General features: G+C 68.7%; 13 protein-coding genes, 2 pseudogenes and 1 CRISPR repeat array. Of the genes and pseudogenes, 6 read left to right on the forward strand and 9 right to left on the reverse strand.

Features of this window, described 5'->3' with window-relative positions:
• The first annotated feature begins 34 nt into the window (after positions 1-34).
• From ACIBMZ_RS29230 to ACIBMZ_RS29245, 4 genes are all read left to right on the forward strand, one after another.
• Entirely contained in the window at positions 35-1,057 is a 1,023-nt protein-coding gene (locus ACIBMZ_RS29230) for an NAD-dependent epimerase/dehydratase family protein (protein WP_396699325.1), read from the forward strand.
• A gap of 2 nt (positions 1,058-1,059) precedes the next feature.
• A complete protein-coding gene (locus tag ACIBMZ_RS29235) occupies positions 1,060-2,073 on the forward strand; it encodes a GNAT family N-acetyltransferase (protein WP_396699326.1) in 1,014 nt (337 codons plus the stop codon).
• 31 nt (positions 2,074-2,104) lie between these two features.
• Complete coding sequence (locus tag ACIBMZ_RS29240; protein ID WP_396699328.1) at positions 2,105-2,959, forward strand: alpha/beta hydrolase; 855 nt, start codon at positions 2,105-2,107, stop codon at positions 2,957-2,959.
• A gap of 81 nt (positions 2,960-3,040) precedes the next feature.
• Complete coding sequence (locus ACIBMZ_RS29245; RefSeq protein ID WP_396699330.1) at positions 3,041-4,345, forward strand: MFS transporter; 1,305 nt, start codon at positions 3,041-3,043, stop codon at positions 4,343-4,345.
• A 141-nt stretch (positions 4,346-4,486) separates the two neighbouring features.
• Here ACIBMZ_RS29245 and ACIBMZ_RS29250 read toward each other — a convergent pair.
• A pseudogene (locus tag ACIBMZ_RS29250) lies at positions 4,487-4,723 on the reverse strand (IS5/IS1182 family transposase); the annotation flags it as partial.
• Here ACIBMZ_RS29250 and ACIBMZ_RS29255 point away from each other — a divergent pair.
• A pseudogene (locus ACIBMZ_RS29255) lies at positions 4,658-4,948 on the forward strand (transposase); the annotation flags it as partial. The pseudogenes ACIBMZ_RS29250 and ACIBMZ_RS29255 overlap by 66 nt on opposite strands.
• 282 nt (positions 4,949-5,230) lie before the next feature.
• Here ACIBMZ_RS29255 and ACIBMZ_RS29260 read toward each other — a convergent pair.
• Positions 5,231-5,947 carry a MinD/ParA family protein gene (locus tag ACIBMZ_RS29260; protein WP_396699331.1) on the reverse strand — a complete coding sequence of 239 codons (717 nt, stop codon included), beginning with the start codon at positions 5,945-5,947 and terminating at the stop codon, positions 5,231-5,233.
• Between the two features lie 677 nt (positions 5,948-6,624).
• Between ACIBMZ_RS29260 and ACIBMZ_RS29265 the strand changes: the two genes are divergently transcribed.
• Entirely contained in the window at positions 6,625-7,071 is a 447-nt protein-coding gene (locus ACIBMZ_RS29265) for a hypothetical protein (RefSeq protein WP_387262407.1), read from the forward strand.
• An 82-nt stretch (positions 7,072-7,153) separates the two neighbouring features.
• A CRISPR array of direct repeats spans positions 7,154-11,744; the repeat unit is 37 nt; unit sequence GTTGCGATCCTCGCCCGGCGCGGTGGCCGGGCGCAGC.
• A 126-nt stretch (positions 11,745-11,870) separates the two neighbouring features.
• On the opposite strand, the gene cas2 is transcribed toward ACIBMZ_RS29265, so the two are convergent.
• The 7 genes from cas2 to cas3 form a co-directional block, all read right to left on the reverse strand.
• On the reverse strand, positions 11,871-12,161 hold the full coding sequence (gene cas2 / locus ACIBMZ_RS29270; protein ID WP_396699333.1) for a CRISPR-associated endonuclease Cas2: 291 nt from the start codon (positions 12,159-12,161) through the stop codon (positions 11,871-11,873).
• Positions 12,162-12,164: 3 nt separating this feature from the next.
• Entirely contained in the window at positions 12,165-13,193 is a 1,029-nt protein-coding gene (gene cas1c / locus ACIBMZ_RS29275) for a type I-C CRISPR-associated endonuclease Cas1c (RefSeq protein ID WP_396699335.1), read from the reverse strand.
• Positions 13,186-13,836, reverse strand: a complete 651-nt coding sequence (cas4, locus tag ACIBMZ_RS29280) for a CRISPR-associated protein Cas4 (protein ID WP_396699337.1) — start codon at positions 13,834-13,836, stop codon at positions 13,186-13,188. Before cas4 ends, cas1c begins: the two co-directional genes overlap by 8 nt.
• Positions 13,833-14,696: a type I-C CRISPR-associated protein Cas7/Csd2 gene (cas7c, locus tag ACIBMZ_RS29285; protein WP_396699338.1), complete on the reverse strand. Its 864-nt coding sequence runs from the start codon at positions 14,694-14,696 to the stop codon at positions 13,833-13,835. The genes cas4 and cas7c overlap by 4 nt, the downstream gene beginning before the upstream one ends.
• Entirely contained in the window at positions 14,693-16,519 is a 1,827-nt protein-coding gene (cas8c, locus tag ACIBMZ_RS29290; protein WP_396699340.1) for a type I-C CRISPR-associated protein Cas8c/Csd1, read from the reverse strand. The genes cas7c and cas8c overlap by 4 nt, the downstream gene beginning before the upstream one ends.
• Positions 16,519-17,205, reverse strand: coding sequence for a type I-C CRISPR-associated protein Cas5c (gene cas5c / locus ACIBMZ_RS29295; RefSeq protein ID WP_396699368.1), 687 nt, complete (start codon positions 17,203-17,205; stop codon positions 16,519-16,521). The genes cas8c and cas5c overlap by 1 nt, the downstream gene beginning before the upstream one ends.
• A gap of 798 nt (positions 17,206-18,003) precedes the next feature.
• Positions 18,004-20,268, reverse strand: coding sequence for a CRISPR-associated helicase Cas3' (gene cas3 / locus ACIBMZ_RS29300; RefSeq protein WP_396699342.1), 2,265 nt, complete (start codon positions 20,266-20,268; stop codon positions 18,004-18,006).
• Positions 20,269-20,287 lie beyond the last annotated feature (19 nt).

A 20,287-nucleotide genomic window follows, 5' to 3' on the forward strand; every position in this document is an offset into this window, starting at 1 on the left:
CGGACCGTACCGACCGACCGCTCTGGGAGAGACGATGAGGATTCTGATCACCGGCGGCGCCGGTTTCGTCGGCTGCAACCTGGCCGCCCACCTCGCCCGCGAGGGCCACGACGTGGTGGTCCTGGACAACCTGTCCCGGGCCGGGAGCGAGGAAAACCTACGCTGGCTGCTCGGCACCGACGACGTCCGGGAGCGAATCACCTTCGCCGACGTCGACGTCCGGAACGCCGCCGCCGTCGCCGACGTGGTCGGCGAGGCGCCGACGGACTCGATCGCCCACCTCGCGGCACAGACCGCCGTTACCACCTCGCTCACGGACCCGCGCACGGATTTCGAGATCAACGCGGGCGGCACGCTCAACGTGCTCGAAGCCGTCCGGCTGCGGGCACCCGAGGCCAACGTGCTGTTCATGTCGACCAACAAGGTCTACGGATCGCTCGCCGGATATGCCGTCACCGACAACGGCTGTGCGTACACGCTGGACGGCTACCCGCACGGCGTGCCCGAGGAGTTGCCGGTCGCCCCGACCACACCGTACGGCTGCTCCAAGTACGCCGCCGACGCGTACGTGCGCGACTACGGGGAGATCTACGGCGTCGCCTCGACGGTGTTCCGGGCCTCCTGCGTGTACGGGCCGCACCAGAACGGCACCACCGACCAGGGCTGGGTCGCCTGGTTCGCCCAGGCCGTCCTGCACCGCAAGCCGATCACCATCTACGGCGACGGCCGCCAGGTCCGCGACCTCCTGCACATCGACGACCTCGTCGCCGCCGCCACCGCCGTCCTCACCCGCCGGGCCGGGGCGGACGAGATCTTCAACATGGGCGGCGGCGCCGACTTCGCCCTGGCGATCTGGTCGCAGTTCGGACCTCTGCTCCAGGAACTCAGCGGCATCCGGGCCGATGTCTCGTACGCTCCGGAGCGCCCCGGCGACCAGAAAGTCTGGATCAGCGACATCCGCAAAGCGATCGAGGTGCTGGACTGGAAACCGATCCGCGCGCCGGAGGATGGCGTCGCCGACCTGGTCGACTGGCTGCGCACGAACGGCTCCCGTTAGCGATGGACGTCGACGTCCTCACCGACCTCGCCGAGTTCGACGACTCGTCGTGGGACGCACTTGTGCCTTCCGGCGGCTACTACTCGACCCACGCATGGCTCAGCAGCCACGAGGCCCTTTACCCCCGCAAGGCGGCATACCTCCGCGTCACTGACGGCGCCGGGCTTGTAGCCGTCGCCCCGGTGGGATACGCCCGGCGGGAACCGGCCGAGCACTACTCACAGGACGCCTTCGGCCAAATCTTCGGCACCGACGCCACGTACTCGGTCCTTGGTGCCCGTCGCGCCTACCGCAACCCGTGGCTGCTCCGTCCAGGGATCGACCACGGCCGGGCGGCCGAAGCCGTCTCCCTTCTAGTGAGAACAGCGCTCGAGGTGGCGGAGCAGTGGGGGTGCGATGCCGTCGTCGTCCCATACCTCTCGGAGCCGGACCTGGAGCCGCTCGCCAGCAGCAAGCACGTTGAGCGGGTAGAACAGGTCGACACCGAGGGCGTCCTGGCCGTCCCCGGCAGCTTTGCGCAGTACCTAACCGCCCGCAGCAGGAAGCGGCGCTGGAGCATTCTCCACGAACGGGACCGACCGCGAGAGATGGGCATGGAATTCGCGGTGGAGCGCGCCAGGCCCATCGACGAGTTCGCCAGCCTCATGGCGCAGGTGGAGAACAAGTACGGCCGCCGGGCCACCGTCGACGGTCTGCGCCGCTACCTGGAGGCGACATTCGCATCGGACACCGAGCACGCGCGCGTCTTCACCTGTCGTGACCCCGGCGGCGCCCTAGTATCCGCCGCCCTGGGCTTCGCGTGGCGGAACGGGTTGTACATAAGGGCTACCGCAACCGACTATGGCGCCCGGCCGACGGAGGCGTTCGCGCACTTCAACGTCATGTACTATGAGCCGATCGAGTACTGCGCCCGGCAGGGGCTCAGCTGGATCTACTTCGGTGTCGAGGCGTTGCCGGCCAAGCGGCTCCGTGGTTGCGAGGAACGGCCGCTTCTCCATGCCCTGGTGCGCCGATGAGGTGCCATCCGCAGCGAATAAACTTGTCGCGATGACCATCTTGATGCCTTACCAAGCACTCCCTGTGGACCAGACCGACGTCCGCTACATTCACGGCCCCGACTCGACCCGACAGCCTGGGGTGCCGGTGGGCAAGACCGTCGAGTTTACCTGGGCCAACAGTGCCGTCTACCCGGGTACGTCACGCAAGGTCTGGATCCATGTGCCCGCGCAGTACGACGCGTCCGAACCCGCGTCCTTGGTGGTCTTCCAGGACGGCGCCTGGTACCTCGATCCGGACGGTGAGGTCCGCGGTGCGATCGTCCTGGATAATCTGATTAACCGGGGTGACATTCCAGTTACCATCGGCGTATTCGTCGATCCGGGCGTCTTTGACAGCGACAACCTCGAGAACCGCAAGAACCGCAACTTCGAATACGACGCCTTCGACGATCGTTACGTCACGTTCCTACTTGACGAGATTATTCCCAAGGTTGCCGCGCGCTACTCGATTAGCGAAGATCCGGACCGCTGGATTATCTGCGGTGGTAGCAGCGGCGGCAACTGTGCGGTCACCGCTGCGTGGCTACGCCCGGACAAGTTTCGCCGCGTCATCTGCTGCCTCGCCAGCTTCGCACAAATGCCGGGCGGCAACCCCTATCCCGCCCTCCTGCACCGCGAGGACCGTAAGCCGCTCCGAATCTTCATGCAGGTCGGCCACCGTGATCTGGGCTGGAGCGACCCCGAGATGAACTGGCTGGCCGAGAATCTGCGGACGGCTGCCGCGCTGGCCGAAACCGGCTACGACTTCCGCATCGTCCTAGGCGACGGCGGCCACAACGCCAACCACGGCGGGGTCGTGCTCCCCGACGCGCTCCGCTGGCTGTGGCGACCCGCCAACGCCTGACGGCTTCTATGTCACCAAAATCGGGGACATGGCACGCAGGCGCTCGCAGGGAAGGCTGAACGCACGCGACGTTCGCCGTCGGTGTTCCGCTGGAAGGCAGACAGCCACATGATCGAAATCCGCTCACGTCTGACCCACTGGATACCGCCGGCCGGCCTGAGTCGCACGCTCGCCATCCAGTCCCTGGTCTTCGCCCTGGGCGCCGGCATTTTCATGGCCGGCGGCACCATCTTCTTCAACCGTTACCTCGGGCTGAGCCCAGTCCAGGTGGGACTGGGCCTAGGTGTCGCGGCGGCGATCTCCACCATGGCCTCGCTACCGCTCGGCACGCTGATGGACCGAGTCGGTGCAAAGCCGGTGTGGCTGGCCGGCGGCGTGGTGGAGGTACTGCTGTACACCCTCTATCCGATGGTGCCGGGGTTCGCGGTCTTCCTGGGCGTCATCGTCCTCATGTCGGCGGCCCAGGCGACCACCAGCATCGCGGTCCAGGTCTACAGCATCGGCGCGCTGCCCGAAAACGAGCGGGTACGGGGACTGGCGTATCAGCGGGCTGCGCTGAATCTCGGCATGACCGGCGGCGGGGTCACTGCGGGCGTGGTGCTCGCCGTGGATAGCTCGTCCGCCTATCTCCTGATGGTCTGGTCGATCGCTGCAGTACTAGCGATCGCGACCCTGATGGTAGCCCGCCTGCCCCAACTGGCAACGACGGTCGCAGTGAGCGAACGCCGCCCGCTGTTCGGCGCTATCCGGAAGCCGTCCGTAGTCGCCACCGCCGCGCTCACGGGGATCCTACAAGCGAACCAGACCGTGCTCCTCGTTGTTCTTCCGCTGTGGACGATCAACCAAACTGACGCCGGGCCGCCCGTCGCCGCCGCGCTTTTCACCATCAACACCGCCCTCGTCGTTCTGCTGCAGGTCAGAGCGAGTGCCGGGGCGGAGACCGCGGAAGGATCGGCGCGAGCACTCAGGCAGAGCGGAGTCCTCGCCGCAGCGGCCTGCGTCGTGTTCGCTACGGCCGCCCTGACGACCGGGATCGCGACCATCGCTACTCTCGTGGCGGGCGCAATCGTCCTCACCATGGCGGAGCTACGGCAATCGGCCGGCGCGTGGGGCATCGTGGCAGCTCTCGCACCTCCGGACCAACGCGGCGATTACGTCGCTACGTTCAAGTTCACCAACCAGATCCGGGACATCGTCGCCCCCGCGGGATTCATCGCCCTCGCACTGTCCACCGGAGGCTGGGGCTGGTTCGTGATCGCCGCATGCTTCGTTCTAGCGGCGCTGCTCACCTGCACTACCGTACGCTGGGCCGGGCGGGTCGAGAAGCGAACAGCACAGCTGGCGACAGCGGTCGGTCCGGCCTCCGAGATTGGAAGTACGCAATGAGCGGCGCGGTTCTTAACCCACCTGAAGCCTGTACCGTGTCAGAACTTGTCGCACATGCGGTGAGCTGGGATTTCCCGGTCCACGATAACGATCGACGGTATGTTGGTGCGACTGGTGTACCTGATGATGATCCGGCTGGTCGGCGGTCATGGCCAGGTCCCGCTTGCGGCCGGATACCTTATTGCTGACGTCCTTGCCGGTCGTCGCGGCGGGGACGTGGTTGGCTGCCCGGATCGACTGGGTGTCCAGGACCACCGCGGTCGGGTCCTCCGCCCGGCCGGCCTTCTCCCGCGCCTGACAGCGCAGCAGATTATGAATCGCCTGGTCAGTGCCATCATCGCGCCACGGTGCGAAGTAGCAGTACGTCGCGGACAAGGGCTGTCGTTGACTGGCCCGGACGGGCTGCTCAGGCAGTTGACGAAGACGGTCCTGGAGACCGCGCTTAACGAGGAGATGACCGATCACCTCGGCTATGCCAAACACGAGTCCGACGGTGTGGGCTCGGGCAACGTGCGTAACGGCAGCCGGTCGAAGAAGGTGCTGACCGACGCGTCGGGGCCGGTGCAGATCGACGTGCCGCGGGACCGGGCGGGCACATTCGAGTCGCAGGCGAAACGACATCGGTAGCACCGCCGGCAGGGAGCCGCCCGGATCGTCGGCGAGCAACAACGCCAGCCCGGCCCGCGCCCGATAGAGTCAGGGTGCATCCTTTGGAGACACTACCGAGCATCGTGGCAGGAAGTTGTTCAGGCGGGGTCTTCGTGGAGGTATCGTGGCGGCATCCGGAATGCGTCTACCTCAGCTGGCTGTCTACTACCCGTACATCCACTTCCCCCATCACCGCCGGTGCCCGCACCGTCAGCACCGCTGCCATCCATTGCAGGATCACGGCTTGCTCCCCCCGTCGGTTGCCGCCTCGCCGGTGGCGCCCTGCTCAGCGAGGTCGACGGGGCAGCGGTCCACGACCGCCGCCGCTGCCTCGACCAACGCCGACCGCGTCGCCTTACTCATCGACCGGGGATCCAGCGCCTGCGGCCGGGCCAACACCGGGTCGAACGGCACGCGCACCAGATGCGCCGCCGCCTTCGCCGCCAACTGCTGCACCGCACGAATCTCACGTGCCACCGACGGCGCCGTCGCCATCACGACCACCACCGTCCGGTCCACGGTCTCGTGCAGACCCACCGCCTTCATGTGCGCCAGCAGCCGCATCGTGTGCTGCAACGAATCCACCGTCGCCCTGCTCACCACCACCGGCACCGTGGCCCACGCCAACGCCCGCCACACCGGCGCCACCGCCGCCGGCGCAAGATCGAGCACCGCCAGCGAATAGACCGACCGCAGGTGCCCGATGACACCGAACAACTCCGGCCACGACGGCGGACGCCGCTGCGTCGACATCGCGCTCTCACCCACCAGCACCCGCAGACCCGTGGGCCCGCGCTGCGTCAGCCGCTCCACCACCGGCGGCCTGGCCAGCGCATCACCAGCACACACGGCATCCCAGACCGTCGCCGCGCTACGCCGGGCCACCCGATGCTCCAAGCCACCCCAGGCGCGCAGATTCGCGTCGACCCCGATCACCGGACCCGGAACCGCCAAGGCCAGGACACCCCCCAGCGCGGCAACCAACGACGAGCGCCCCACCCCACCATCAGCGGACGACACACTGACCAGCGGACAGCCCGGCCGCAGCCCGGCGGCACGCGTCCACAGGGACTCCACCGTGGAACCAGTTCCGAACTCACGAGGAATCTGAGGCGCCTCCGACCGGTGCCCCTTCCACCAGAGACTTTGAGTCGGTAGCGGCACCGGCCGCTCCTCGATGGCAGACGGCGCCCGCACAATGGCGACGTCAGCCAGTCGCGGGTGTCCCGCCTCGCGGACCCGGAACGCCGCTGTCGGCAGTCCCCGATCCGCGAGGCGGCCGGGCCCGCCAGCCGATGCGATCAGCATGTCGCCTCCCCGAAGCGAGTCGCACAGCACCCACCGCGCCGACATCCCGTCGACCCGGTCAGTCCCCCGTCACTGTCACGACCTGTTCGCTGTGCATCACCAGCAGGCCCTCGCGGTAGCGGCACCCCAGCCCGGCGACCGCTGCCGCAGCAGATCAAAGCCCATCTGGATAGCGACAGCCCGATCCGCTACGCTCCAACCAACCGCAGTTACGGTCACTCGCAACCGCAGTTGCTGGAACACGGAGAGCTAAGCACGACTCAGCGACAGGCGTCAACTACAGATCGATACCTAGCCAACTGTAGTTGCACTTGGGGGATGCCATGACGTCACCACACGACACTCCACCCGCGACAGCCAGCCCCAACCTGCTCCACACCAGGCTGCGCGAACTCTTCAACAACGCACCCGAAGGACGAGGCCCCTACACCGAAACCGAGGTAGCCAAAGCCCTCACCGCCGCAGGCGACCGCATCACCGCCGAAGGCATCAAGAGCCTTCTCCGCTCACCAAACCCCAACCCGAAGGCCAAGACCCTCCAAGCCCTCGCGAAGTTCTTCGGCGTACCCGCCGGATACCTCCTCGGCGACCAAGACGACGCCAACGAGCAGAGCCGCGACGTACGGGTCATGACCCGCTCCATCACCCGACTCTCCCCCGCCTCACGCGCAGGACTCGCCGAAATCATCGACAACCTCCTACGCGTCGAAGAAGCCGCCCGCTCGGGACAGACCCAACACCCACCGACCTCAGGATCCGAACACCCCTGACCCGTTACCAGTAGCCACAGCGGCACGTACCGTACGGGAATTGCTGGTCAGAGCGGCTCCCCCCGTGGCCGCTCTGACCAGGCAGTTGCGCCTCGCCCGGCGCGGTGGCCGGGCGCAGCCAACCCGAGGGTGACGAGTGTCGTCTCCATCGCCGCGTTGCGATCCTCGCCCGGCGCGGTGGCCGGACGCAGCCTGCCGGGCCGCACTTTCGGGCAGCCGATGGGCGAGCCGTTGCGATCCTCGCCCGACGCGGTAGCCGGGCGCAGCGCTCCCACGGTTCGTCATCGACCGTTTGCGCGCCGACCTTGTTGCGATCCTCGCCCGGCGCGGTGGCCGGGCGCAGCCCCGTGCCACAGCGGATCACCCGGCCGGTAGCCGTTACCGTTGCGATCCTCGCCCGGCGCGGTGGCCGGGCGCAGCGCCCGCCGCGACTGGTCCCCGATCTGCGGCTGCCCGTGGTTGCGATCCTCGCCCGGCGCGGTGGCCGGGCGCAGCTTCCGGGTCGGCTCGGTCCACGCGTGCCACTTCACGTTGCGATCCTCGCCCGGCGCGGTGGCCGGGCGCAGCAGATGGTCGCGGTCGACGGCCGTCATGTAGGCGGCGTTGCGATCCTCGCCCGGCGCGGTGGCCGGGCGCAGCAGCGTCCGGCATCGGCCTGTGACTCGACCAGTGAGGGAGTTGCGATCCTCGCCCGGCGCGGTGGCCGGGCGCAGCCCCGCGATCGCATCCGCCGCAGCCGACCGGGCCGCCATTGTTGCGATCCTCGCCCGGCGCGGCGGCCGGGCGCAGCACCGGTCAGTCGGGGTGGTTGAAGCAGTCTGAGATTCAGTTGCGATCCTCGCCCGGCGCGGTGGCCGGGCGCAGCCCGTTACGCAGGGCGTCGAACGGGTCCCGGTTCTGCCCGTTGCGATCCTCGCCCGGCGCGGTGGCCGGGCGCAGCGGCGCAGGCGCTGGCCAACAAGCTGTTCGGCATTCCGTTGCGATCCTCGCCCGGCGCGGTGGCCGGGCGCAGCTCGTAGTCGTCGTCGTGGGGCATCCCGACGAAATCCGCGTTGCGATCCTCGCCCGGCGCGGTGGCCGGGCGCAGCCGGCGAACTGACGGTCATCGCCGCGCAGTTACGCACGTTGCGATCCTCGCCCGGCGCGGCGGCCGGGCGCAGCCATGGACAGCGTTCGCCGCAGCCCTCACCGGCGCCGCGTTGCGATCCTCGCCCGGCGCGGTGGCCGGGCGCAGCGACAGCAGCCGCACCTCCGGCTGGCCGACGGTGTAGGCGTTGCGATCCTCGCCCGGCGCGGTGGCCGGGCGCAGCGCCGGTGGCGGCCGATCTTCGAGGCCCTGGAGGGCAAGTGTTGCGATCCTCGCCCGGCGCGGTGGCCGGGCGCAGCTCGGGCAGCCACGGCATCACTGGTGGTGCGTCCGTCGCGTTGCGATCCTCGCCCGGCGCGGTGGCCGGGCGCAGCCCCACCGTCCGGGAGCCCACGACGACTACCGGATTGTGTTGCGATCCTCGCCCGGCGCGGTGGCCGGGCGCAGCGCCGCCGAAGACGAACTGGCCCGCGCTGTCCTCGTCCGGTTGCGATCCTCGCCCGGCGCGGTGGCCGGGCGCAGCCAGCATCTCCTGACCATGGGCGTGCCGGTGCTGTGTGAGTTGCGATCCTCGCCCGGCGCGGTGGCCGGGCGCAGCGGTGCGACGGAACGCGGCGATGATCTGCATTTCGATGTTGCGATCCTCGCCCGGCGCGGTGGCCGGGCGCAGCGTTGCCCTCGATGAGGGTAAGCGTCGGGGGTGGTGCAACGTTGCGATCCTCGCCCGGCGCGGTGGCCGGGCGCAGCCCGAGGCGGCCGAGGTCGCATGGCGGGCCATCTGCGCCGTTGCGATCCTCGCCCGGCGCGGTGGCCGGGCGCAGCCCGCGCTCGGCACGCTCACGCCGACCTGCGCGACGACAGTTACGATCCTCGCCCGGCGCGGTGGCCGGGCGCAGCCGATGACGTCACCGGACGAGATGTTCGGGTATGGGTCGTTGCGATCCTCGCCCGGCGCGGTGGCCGGGCGCAGCGTCCACGGTTGGCTGCGTCGTTGCTCTGCTTGACACTGAGTTGCGATCCTCGCCCGGCGCGGTGGCCGGGCGCAGCTGGTGGTGGTTGGCGCCCCCGTCGTCGTGGGACACGGCGTTGCGATCCTCGCCCGGCGCGGTGGCCGGGCGCAGCGTAGGGGCGGGCGAGCGCGTACACCTCGTCGACGTGGAGTTGCGATCCTCGCCCGGCGCGGTGGCCGGGCGCAGCCCCTCCCCCGGTGTGCCGGGTGTAGAGGACGTACGCGAGTTGCGATCCTCGCCCGGCGCGGTGGCCGGGCGCAGCCCGTGGTGGCAGCGTGCCCGCGCGCCGATGGACCTGGCGTTGCGATCCTCGCCCGGCGCGGTGGCCGGGCGCAGCCGCACTGGCTCTGTGCGTTCGCTCTGGCGACCGTGGCGTTGCGATCCTCGCCCGGCGCGGTGGCCGGGCGCAGCCTGATCGCAACGAAGACAGACTGGTTCTCGAAGGCGTGGTTGCGATCCTCGCCCGGCGCGGTGGCCGGGCGCAGCCTGGAGCACCTCGTCACGGGCGCGCAGCACGCGCCAGGTGTTGCGATCCTCGCCCGGCGCGGTGGCCGGGCGCAGCCTGCGGCCAGGTGGACGCCGAGCGTCGGGAACCAGTTGTTGCGATCCTCGCCCGGCGCGGTGGCCGGGCGCAGCGGGGTCTTCCTGTCCGCCTGGAGTGCAGGCACCAACGGGTTGCGATCCTCGCCCGGCGCGGTGGCCGGGCGCAGCGACCAGACCAGGTCGGCAACCGAAGGGAGAGACATGGGGTTGCGATCCTCGCCCGGCGCGGTGGCCGGGCGCAGCTTCCGGCATCACCGCCGAGGCGCTCAAGAGGGCCATGTTGCGATCCTCGCCCGGCGCGGTGGCCGGGCGCAGCCCGCGATCGCCGACGCCGCCGCGTTGCGGGCCGCCGTTGTTGCGATCCTCGCCCGGCGCGGTGGCAGGGCGCAGCCAGCGGTGACCGCCACCAGGCCGGAGATGTCACCACCGGTTGCGATCCTCGCCCGGCGCGGTGGCCGGGCGCAGCTAATGGCTTAGTGGAGCCTTCACGCCGCTATATGCGTGTTGCGATCCTCGCCCGGCGCGGTGGCCGGGCGCAGCTCGCCGTTGACGTACACCCGGATGCCGGACCACTGGACGTTGCGATCCTCGCCCGGCGCGGTGGCCGGGCGCAGCGCTACGCCAGTTTCGAGGTGACCGGACCGACCGCCGTGTTGCGATCCTCGCCCGGCGCGGTGGCCGGGCGCAGCGCGCCCACCCCGCGCAGCGCCGCGTCTACGATCTTGCGGTTGCGATCCTCGCCCGGCGCGGTGGCCGGGCGCAGCCGCCCCGATCAAGGGTGCCGAGCTGGCCCGGATGTACGGGTTGCGATCCTCGCCCGGCGCGGTGGCCGGGCGCAGCGGTCCGGCCACCCGGCGCGCGGTGGTCGCCTTCCAGAAGTTGCGATCCTCGCCCGGCGCGGTGGCCGGGCGCAGCAGTGCGACGGTGGTCCAGTCTGCGGGGGTCACGGGGTGTTGCGATCCTCGCCCGGCGCGGTGGCCGGGCGCAGCACATGGCCGCCATGGTGGGGCCGATGGCCGACGAGATCGTTGCGATCCTCGCCCGGCGCGGTGGCCGGGCGCAGCCGCCGACGTGACGATCAAGAAAGACTGCCGTCCCGCTGAGGGTTGCGATCCTCGCCCGGCGCGGTGGCCGGGCGCAGCCGTCAAGCGGCGCCTGATCGAGCTCGGCCTCACCGAGTTGCGATCCTCGCCCGGCGCGGTGGCCGGGCGCAGCCACCGGGTCACGGTGGAAGTTCAGCGGCTCACCGGTGAGGTTGCGATCCTCGCCCGGCGCGGTGGCCGGGCGCAGCCCACCGGCCGACCAGCGCGTCCCCGTCGGCGGAGACCGGTTGCGATCCTCGCCCGGCGCGGTGGCCGGGCGCAGCATGATCGACAACCTCGCCAAACGCCTCACCACCGAAGTTGCGATCCTCGCCCGGCGCGGTGGCCGGGCGCAGCGTCCGGCTGGTCGGTCAGACCCGCCTTCCACACGTAGTTGCGATCCTCGCCCGGCGCGGTGGCCGGGCGCAGCCCGAACAACACACCGGCCGACAACCACCAGCCCACGGGAGTTGCGATCCTCGCCCGGCGCGGTGGCCGGGCGCAGCGCGGTGACCCGCTGCCGGGACTCCTGGCCCTGTGCCGGTTGCGATCCTCGCCCGGCGCGGTGGCCGGGCGCAGCCGGTGATCACGGGCTCCTCCTGTTGGCGCGCATCTGGTTGCGATCCTCGCCCGGCGCGGTGGCCGGGCGCAGCGCCTGGACGGCGTCCATGTTCTCCGCCGCCGTCTCGCCGTTGCGATCCTCGCCCGGCGCGGTGGCCGGGCGCAGCTGCCGACGCCAGGGCGTCAACCTGACTTAGCAGAGCGTGTTGCGATCCTCGCCCGGCGCGGTGGCCGGGCGCAGCGTGACCCGCGCCCAGGACGACCTCGCCGATCTGGAGGTTGCGATCCTCGCCCGGCGCGGTGGCCGGGCGCAGCGTGCACCCGAACCCGACGGTCGTCTTCGTGTGCCAGGAGTTGCGATCCTCGCCCGGCGCGGTGGCCGGGCGCAGCGGTTCGCGAGCAGGGAAAATAGTCAGGCGTTGATGCTTGTCCGCCTGCCTCGCAGTCCGTTTTGCCGGTCTAGTGGGCATTTTGTGGTTCGGAACCTCCTGGGGTTTCCGTGTTCACTGGGGGTTCCTAGATCACCAGTGCGCCTCGCGGGTCGATTGGTCGGGGTTTGCCGAGGTGTTCGACGTCGTCGAGGGCGTTGGCGGGTAGGCGGTATATGCGGATGGTGTCGTGGGTGGGGTCGATGACGTCGTGGAGCGCGGCGACGAAGCGGACTTTGTCTGTTTCGCGGCAGACGACTTCGAAGACTGACTTTTGGACGCGGTGGCCGTATGCCTCGCAGATTTTGGCGACTTTGCGGAGTCGGCGTTGTCCTTCGGGGGTGACGGTTTCGACGTCGTAGGTGACGAGGAGGTCCATGGTTCAGTTCACCGTCCATGGCTGGTAGGCGGTGAGGTCGCCGCGGAGGTGGCGTGCGAGGAGTCGGGCTTGGACGAGGGGTAGTAGGGCGGCGGGTACTTGTCGGCTGAGGTAGGCGTGTGGCCATTCGCGTTGCCTGCTGTGCTGCCAGGCTGCGAGGACGGTTCTGCGTCCGTTGTCGGTGAGGCGGTATGCCCCGTTCGGTAGTTCCTCGAAGTCGGTGGGGGTGAGTTCGCGTCTGTTGAGCAGGGTGAGTGCGAGCCTGTCGGCCAGGAGGGGGCGGAATTCTTCCATGAGGTCGAGGGCGAGTGCGGGTTTACCTGGTCGGACGGCGTGTAGGTAGCCGATGTAGGGGTCGAGTCCGACGTGGTCGAGAGCGCCGTGTACGGCGACGCGCAGCATGCCGTAGAGGAAGGAGAGGAGGCAGTTCAGCGGGTCGGTGGGGGGTCGTTTGTTGCGGCCGGATGCCTTCCAGTCCTTGTTGTCGCCGAGGAGGTAGGGCATGGCGGCGAAGTAGTCGCGGGCGGCGATGCCTTCGACGCCGAGTACCTCGTTGGTGGTGGCGGCGGTGGCGAGGAGTTCGAGCCGGGCGGCGAGGAGTTCGGCGCTGGCCCGTAGGGCGGTTTGTCGGTGTCCGCTGGTGTCTCGGGCGGTGCGCAGGAGTACTTGTCGGGCGTTGTGGATTTTGCCGGCGACGATGGCGGTGGCGATGGGTAGTTGCCGTTGCGGTGCGTCGGCGGCGCGGTGTTGGGCTTGGCGCAGGAGTGGGTTGCCGTGGGTGGGGCCGATCAGGCCGGCGCGGAAGCGTCCGTTTCCGGTGAGCCAGCTGACGGAGCGTCCGTCGTCGGCGCATCGCAGTAGGAGGTCGTCGGTGGGTGTCACGCCGGCGAACAGGACGAGGTGGTCGAGGCGTACGAGTGGGAGAAGGCGGCGTCCGGGGTGGTCGGCATGGTGGATGCGGACGGTGTCGCCGTCGAGGTGCAGGCTGGTGCCGGGGGTTTGTACGTAGAGGGTGTTGAGTAGTTCAGTCACGCCACTGTCCCAATGGTCGTGGGGTCAACAGGTTCGGGGTGCGGTGCGGGCGGCCGTCGGTCAGTTCGGGTAGGCAGTCTTCGCGTAGGGAGCATCGTCGGCATCTGGTGTCGTTGCGTGCGGGTGGCAGTGCTGGGGTGTCGAGTAGTCGGCGTACGGCTGTGGTGGCGGTGATGACGCGGTCGAGGAGGTCGGTGTCGATGGGTACGGGGTGTCGGCGTCGTTCGGCGACGGAGTAGATGTAGCCGGTGGGCACGGTGAAGCCTGCTTCGATGAGGCAGAGTGCTTGTCCGCCGAGTTGTAGTTCGGCGGGTCCGCCGGGTGTGTAGCGTCCGACCTTGTACTCGACCGGGGTGGCCGTCTGGTTCTCGAACTCGACGATGTCGCAGATGCCGCGTAGTCCGTGGGTGTGGCTCCATACGGGCAGGGATCGGATCACGGTGAGGCCGCGGCGGCGGTGGATGCCGGGGAGGTCGACGGTGGTGTGGCTGAGGTCGCCGCGTACCGTTTCGACGTTTTCCGTCCAGACGCCTTCGACGTGGATCAGGGCGGTCTGACGGTGGCAGTAGGCGTAGTGCTCCAACGCGGACAGCGGCACCTCCCGTAGGTCGGTGCCGCTGTCCGTCGGGTGTTCGTGGGTCACAGCCAGAGGTCGACCAGCTTGGTCAGTTCGACTCCGTCCGGTAGGTCCGTGTCGTTGATGGTGCGGGTGTAGTCGGTGTGGGCGCGTGGTGCCTTGTCCCGGTTGTCGCGGTCGAGCGTGATGCGTTGGGTGAGGGCGGCGGCGGGGGCCACTCCGAGGGCGTCGGGGTGGCTGAACACGTAGAGGCCGCACAGTTTCATCTCGCCGCGGGTGGCGGCGCGGTCGTGGTCGAACATGACGGTGATGGCCTGCCAGAGTGCGGCCAGGTCGTCGCTGGTCACGCCGGTCTTCGTGGCGCGGGGTGCGGAGTAGAACAGGTGCGCGCGGTAGAGGCCGTATGGGACGGTCCACTTGGAGCCGATCTCGGTGCGCTCTCCCTTGTCGATGTCCTCCTGCCGGGTCTGGGTGACCCGGGTGATGGTGTGGTCGGTGGGCAGGATGGCGTCGATGCTGCGGGCGAAGGTGAGTTGCAGCGGGCCGCGGACCTGGCCGGCGCCGCCGCCCTTGCCGGTGGAGAGGACGCCGCCGAACATGCGGATGTCGAAGTAGTGTTCGCACATCCACTTCTGTGCCTCGTCGGCCTTGCCGGGGTTGGCTTTCAGCGCGGCTTCGATGCGGGTGTTCAGGGCGTGGCCGGCTTCGACGAAGATGCCGTAGCGGGGGTCGTCGCCGCGCAGCAGCGAGACGGTGTCGCGGATCTTGCGCTTGATCGCCACGTCGGTGACCAGGCCCTGGCCGCTCTCGTCGTCGGTTCGCGGCTGGTTGCCGGCGTCCGGGTCGCCGTTGGGGTTGCCGTCGATGACGTCGAACAGCAGAACGGCGTCGTGGCGGCGGGTCGGGTCCAGGTGCGCGGCGGTCATGCGTCGTCTCCTTCGTCGTCGGTGCGGGGGGCCACGTCGTCGGGCTGCGGGGGCAGGTCGGTCTTCTTCTTGTTCGCGGCTGCCGCGAGTCGTTCGGTACGCATCTCGGCCCGCTGTTGGTGGTAGCCGAGGATGAACTGGGCCTTGTCGGTCAGCACCGCGCCGGTGGGGATCGCGTCGAGTTGGACGAACAGGTCGTCGAGCCGCCGTTCGTATGCCTCGGACCAGTTGGGGCGGTGCAGTGGTCCGCGTAGCCGCTTGAGCCAGGCCTGCACGTTGCGGCGGCCGGAGACGATGACGACCTGGGGGTTGTCGATGGCGCGGCCGAAGTAGCGTTCGGCGAAGGTGGTGTTCAGCTTCTGGTCGGCGACCCGGAACACGGTTCGTTGCAGGTCGTCCATGACGGCGAAGATGCGGCCGGACACGTAGGCCGGCTGCTTGTGCTCCGTGTTCAAGGTCGGCGTCAGCCTCTCTCGTTCATGTGCGGGCAGGGTGGGGTGGCGGCGCAGGGCGAGCCGGATCAGTGCGGCGCGGGCCGCGTCGAGTCGGCCGTCGATGCGGATCCGGTTGACGACGTGGTGGAGCAGCTTCGGCGGCAGCGGCCGTGTGAGTAGCGCGGAGCCGAGCAGCCGATGGAACAGGTCGGGTGGGCGGTGTTCGCCGGACGCGCCGAATTTGGTCCAGGTCCCTGGACCGCCGTTGCGTCCGGCTTCGAACCGTCCCGCTGCTCGGGCGAGCTGGGAGACTTTGATCTGCGCCAACTCGCCGGTCCAGGCGTCGACGATCCGGTGGTCGTCGAACCAGGCCCGGATGTTGTCCTTCACCTGCGGGATCGGCTGCTCGACCCAGTCCCGTACGACCACTCGGGCGACGTTGCCGCCCACGGTCACCGAGCAGTACCGGGACAGGTCATCGGCCGTTGCTTCGCTGCCGCTGGCGGGGCCGGCGATCAGGCTGTGTATCTGGGTCGGGTCCAGTTGCTCGACGGTCGCCCACGGGTCGAACGTGGAGCCGCCCAGCACCCACCAGGCGAGTCGGGCGTTCTGCCCGGACAGGGCGGTGCTGTGGGCCGGGTTCGAGAGCAGGTCGGTCAGCGCCGTCATGAACTTGAGGCCGCAGTCGGCGCAGATCGGCGTGTTGGTGAGGAACTTCTGCAGCTCGTAGCCGTGCACCGCCTCGTTCATGCTCACCAACGACGCGCTCTGGGTAGCGCCGGGCACCCAACGTCGAGGAATCTGCTGCGGCACCGTCTTCAGCAGCGGCTGAACCCGCCCGCAGACCAGACACAACCCGGATCGTCCCGAACCCTTGCGGTCACCGGCCACGGCCGCCCAGAACCGTCGCGCCGGGCCGGTGTCGGCTGCGTAGACCCCGTCGACCCAGAAGCCGATTAGGTCGCCCCTGCCCCAATCCGCTGGCGGTCGCAGCGCGTCGGCGTGACCATCGCGGTAGAAGGCCACGATGGCAGATGCCGGCCCGTCGGGTTCGGCGACCGCCCAGTCGGCGATCAGCGTGCGGAAGGCGTCGTACTGCTTCGCGACCCGCTCCGGCTTGGCTCCGTCGGACAGCCACCCGAAGACGTACTCGCCGTTGTCGACCGCGAGAGCGGGCGAGATCCCGACGGTGCGGGTCACCGCCGGCACCAGGCGCGTCGCGCCGAACCGCCGTGTCGGGTCGGCACTGTCCGCGGTACTGACGAGCTCGCCTCGGGGTACGCCGTTACCGTCGATCTCCAGGCTCCACCGCACCGGTTTACGGGCGTAGAACGCAGGGACGACGTCTTCGCTGGTGTCGGCGAACTCCACCAGCCTCTGCAGCAGCACTAGACCACCACGCCTTCCGGCAGGGCCAGCTCGATCCCCCGCTCCGGCACGGCCAGCACCCCGGCGGTCACCCGGGCCGCGAACCACTCCATCCGCGGCTGCCCCGGCTTCCCGTCCCGGTGGATGGAGTGCAGCATGATGCCGATCTCCTCGTTGACGTCCGCCCGGGCAGTGTCATCCGGCCAACCGAACGTGGCAGTGAACTCGCGGGTGCCCAGGTACGGCTGCTGGAAACAGGCACCCTTACGGACCCTCCGCCGCAACTGGTCCCGATACGCCGCCACCGGTTTGTCCGCCCGCGCCGTCAACTCGATGTGCGCGTGGATCCGGTACGCCACGTCCCGCAGACACACCGCGTTGCGCTGATCCCGGTGCGCGGCAGTGTCGACCCGACGGCTGCCCTTGATGGCTTCCGCCAGCGGTGCCACATCCGACGTCTCGTTGCGCCGCACCGTGAACTGCCGCACCGGCTTGAGCACCTCGATCGCGACCACCTGGTACCGCATCTCCGGCTTCCAGAAGATCGACTCAAGAACCCCCACCGCCGCCGACGGCGTCATCACCGGATAACTGACCCGCTCCACTTTCAACTCCGGCCGCGAGAACAACGCCGCCTCACCACTGACCTGCACCACAACCGGAAGATCACCCTCTGCGCTCCGCCGCAGAGTCAGGCCGTTGACCACATCCGTCGTCACCGCACAAACCCCTCCCACAGGCAATCGAACACACGATCGAGACGCCACTGAACCATGCGATCGGCAAGGCCGTCGCACAACAGGTGCGAGCATCCACGAGCCGTATGACAAAGTGATTGATCAATCAGCCAAATGCGCGCTTACCGTCATCCGGGAGCTTGCCCGGCGTGGAACCGATAACGCTTGGTCCACGCCGGACATGCCGAACGCCCTCCGACCAACAGCCAAGGTTGCGACCCTCAGCGCCATGCGGCGCTGCAGACAGCTCTCCAGTTCCAGAGCTACCCCAGTGTAGCTGACTTCCTTGGCTGTTGAGTGGACGGTGCCCGATACAGCTTCCTTGGATGTTGAAACCGAAGGAGTACGAATGGGACTTGACAACGAGCCATTGTGGACTAAGACTGACTCGGCCGGACCGAGCCAGGGCTCCGAGTCGGGCAACCACCCCAAAAGGGACGGCCCGCTGCGGGAACAGCGGACCGTCAAGATCCCCCAGCGATGTGCAAGTATCGGAAGGGAACTAGATGACAGTAAGGCAAACACGTGGTCTCGGGCTACCCAGCCCCGGCCGAGAGCCTCCGCGCCCCGCCCCCCTGCCGCTTCGCTGGGCAGTCATCATAGGTTTGAGCGCTGCCGTTGGCATCCTAGTCGGCGCGGCCGAAGGTATTCCGGCTGGCGTGCTCGCTGGCGTGGTCACGGCTGGCGGCTTGCATAAAATCTTGAGGTGAAGGGGATGCCGAGCGAGCGCAATAGCAAGCGCGCTCGCTCGGCAAGCCCGCACTCACGTTACAAAAGAAACCGTTCTAAACATGGGTCAAGATTAATACCGGTGTCGTCGTCGTACTCGCCGACCCATTCGACCAGCGCGCCCCGCCGCACCTCACTGCCGAGGATCGGCCGCAGAAGCGCCATCACCCCGGGCTGGCGTAGGACGCTGGGGTGCAGGTTTGTCGTGTATGCCTGGAGCTCGCGAAGTGCGGTCAGGTCCGGAACCGGCGCTTGGCGTAGGTCCTCTATCAGGCTCTCCAGGTGGGACTGCAGTCCAGTCGCTTTGCCTGCTTGCGGTGTCACGACGCTGATGCCATCGTCGTCGATCATACGGAACGCCAGCTTCCGGTCCCGTCGTCGGGTACCCGCGTCCATGGGGCCGTCGGTCACGGCCTCGAACTCCCAGCGACGACGGGCCTGCTGAATACGTTGCCCGACGTGTTGGCTGTCCGCCAGGTTGAGCAGGTCATAAACGTTGCGGTAGTACCGTTCGAGCGCGGCGAGGTCGTCCGGGTCGGCGGTCTCCGGTCCGAACTGACGTGCGGTGCAGCCGACCAGAGTCTTGTAGGTGGGCGGCTGCCCGCCGTCCTCGGGCGCGAACACGATCACGCGACCGCCATCGGACATCCGCCCTTCGCGGTTGGCGCGCCCGGCGGCTTGCAGCAGCGAGTCGGCCGGGGCCATCGCGCGGAACACCACCGGGAAGTCGACGTCCACACCAGCTTCGATGAGCTGGGTCGCCACGAGCAGGACCCGCTCTTCTCGGTGGAGCCGCGCCCGCACCTCTTCCAGCACCCACTTCCGGTGCGCCGGGCACATCCGGGTGGACAGGTGCCACGCCGTACCGATCGACTGGGCACGCCACCGGTCGAACACCGCCTTCGCGTCGGCGGTCGTGTTGACGACCACCAGTGCCGCAGGCACCGACGCAGCCTCATCAGCGATGTCGGCCAAGGTCGGCTTCGGGTCGAGTTGCCACTCGTACCGCACTCTCCGCAGATCGCTGACCAGCTTCGGTGTGTCCTGGATCAGGTCGGTGCAGGGCACGTCCTTGATCTCGTCCAGTGCCCAGAAGCTCGGTTGGGTCGCCGAGGACAGCAACACGGTCGCACCGAAATGCCGCACCAGCAGTCGGATGCCGTCGAGGATCGGCGCGAGCATCGCGTGCGGCAACGCCTGCACCTCGTCCAGCACGATCACCGAGTTCGCCAGCCGGTGCACCCGACGCATCGCCGACGGTTTCCGCGCGTACAGGGACTCGAACAGCCGCACGAAGGTGGTGACGACAAACGGGGCGTCCCAGTTCTCGGCCGCCAGCCGCGCCCACCGCCCCGCCGCCGGGTCATCAAAATCCGCCTGGCTGTGATGCTCGAGGACGACCGGCTCCGCACCATCCTCATTCAGAAGCCGGCCGTAGGCGGCCGCGTTCTGCTCGGTGATCGTGAGAAACGGTACCGCCACGATCACCCGCCGCAAGCCGTGCTTCTCCGCATGCCGTAGCGCAAAGCCGCCGCTCGCGAAGGTCTTACCCGCGCCGGTCGGCGCACCCAGGCGGAACACACCACGATCAGCCTCAGCCGCCGCCAGACAGTCCCCGTACACCCGCTCCCGCAAAACACCGATCTCCGTACCACCACGCCCGCCGATCTCGACACGCCGCCGCTGCTCGAACACCTTGAACAGGTGACCGAAGTCCGCGTCCGCACGCACCCTCGGGCTGGCCAGTCCCTGGAAATGCGCACCGGTATCCAAGCTGTCCGCGTCCACCAGCGCGCTGTAGCACAACCGCTGCGCCATCTCACCCACCAACGGATCTGCCCGCCATTCCAGGGGCACGGCATGATCCAGCCGTTCCGGCAGATCCGGCAGCAAACCCGGCAGTTCACGCTCAGCAGACGCGACGTGGGCCGGCGCACCGCTAAGCCTGCTCTCAAACGCTCGCCGTAGACTCGGCGCATCGACCAATCCGTTGTGATGACCGTAGATCGCACCAGCGAACGAGCCCAGCCCTCGGTCGAACGCGATCCGGGTACCCAACGCCTTGTGGTCGATACCGACGGGCCCGCCGGTAGACGCGGCAACAGCAAGCTTGTCCTGCCACGCGCACGCGGCTTTACCCACGTCATGCAGCGCACCAAGCCAGTACGCCACCTCACCCCCACCGAACGGCGCCGCAAACCGTCGCGCCAACTCACCGGTACCCCGAAGATGATCAGCAAGAGAATGCCACTGACTGCTGCCTGGAGCAGGACTATGTGCCCAGAGGTCGTTCGATTCCACCATAAGCGCCCCACCTCAACCG

The sequence above is a fragment of the Micromonospora sp. NPDC049900 genome (assembly GCF_044461025.1).
Taxonomy (GTDB): Bacteria; Actinomycetota; Actinomycetes; order Mycobacteriales; family Micromonosporaceae; genus Micromonospora.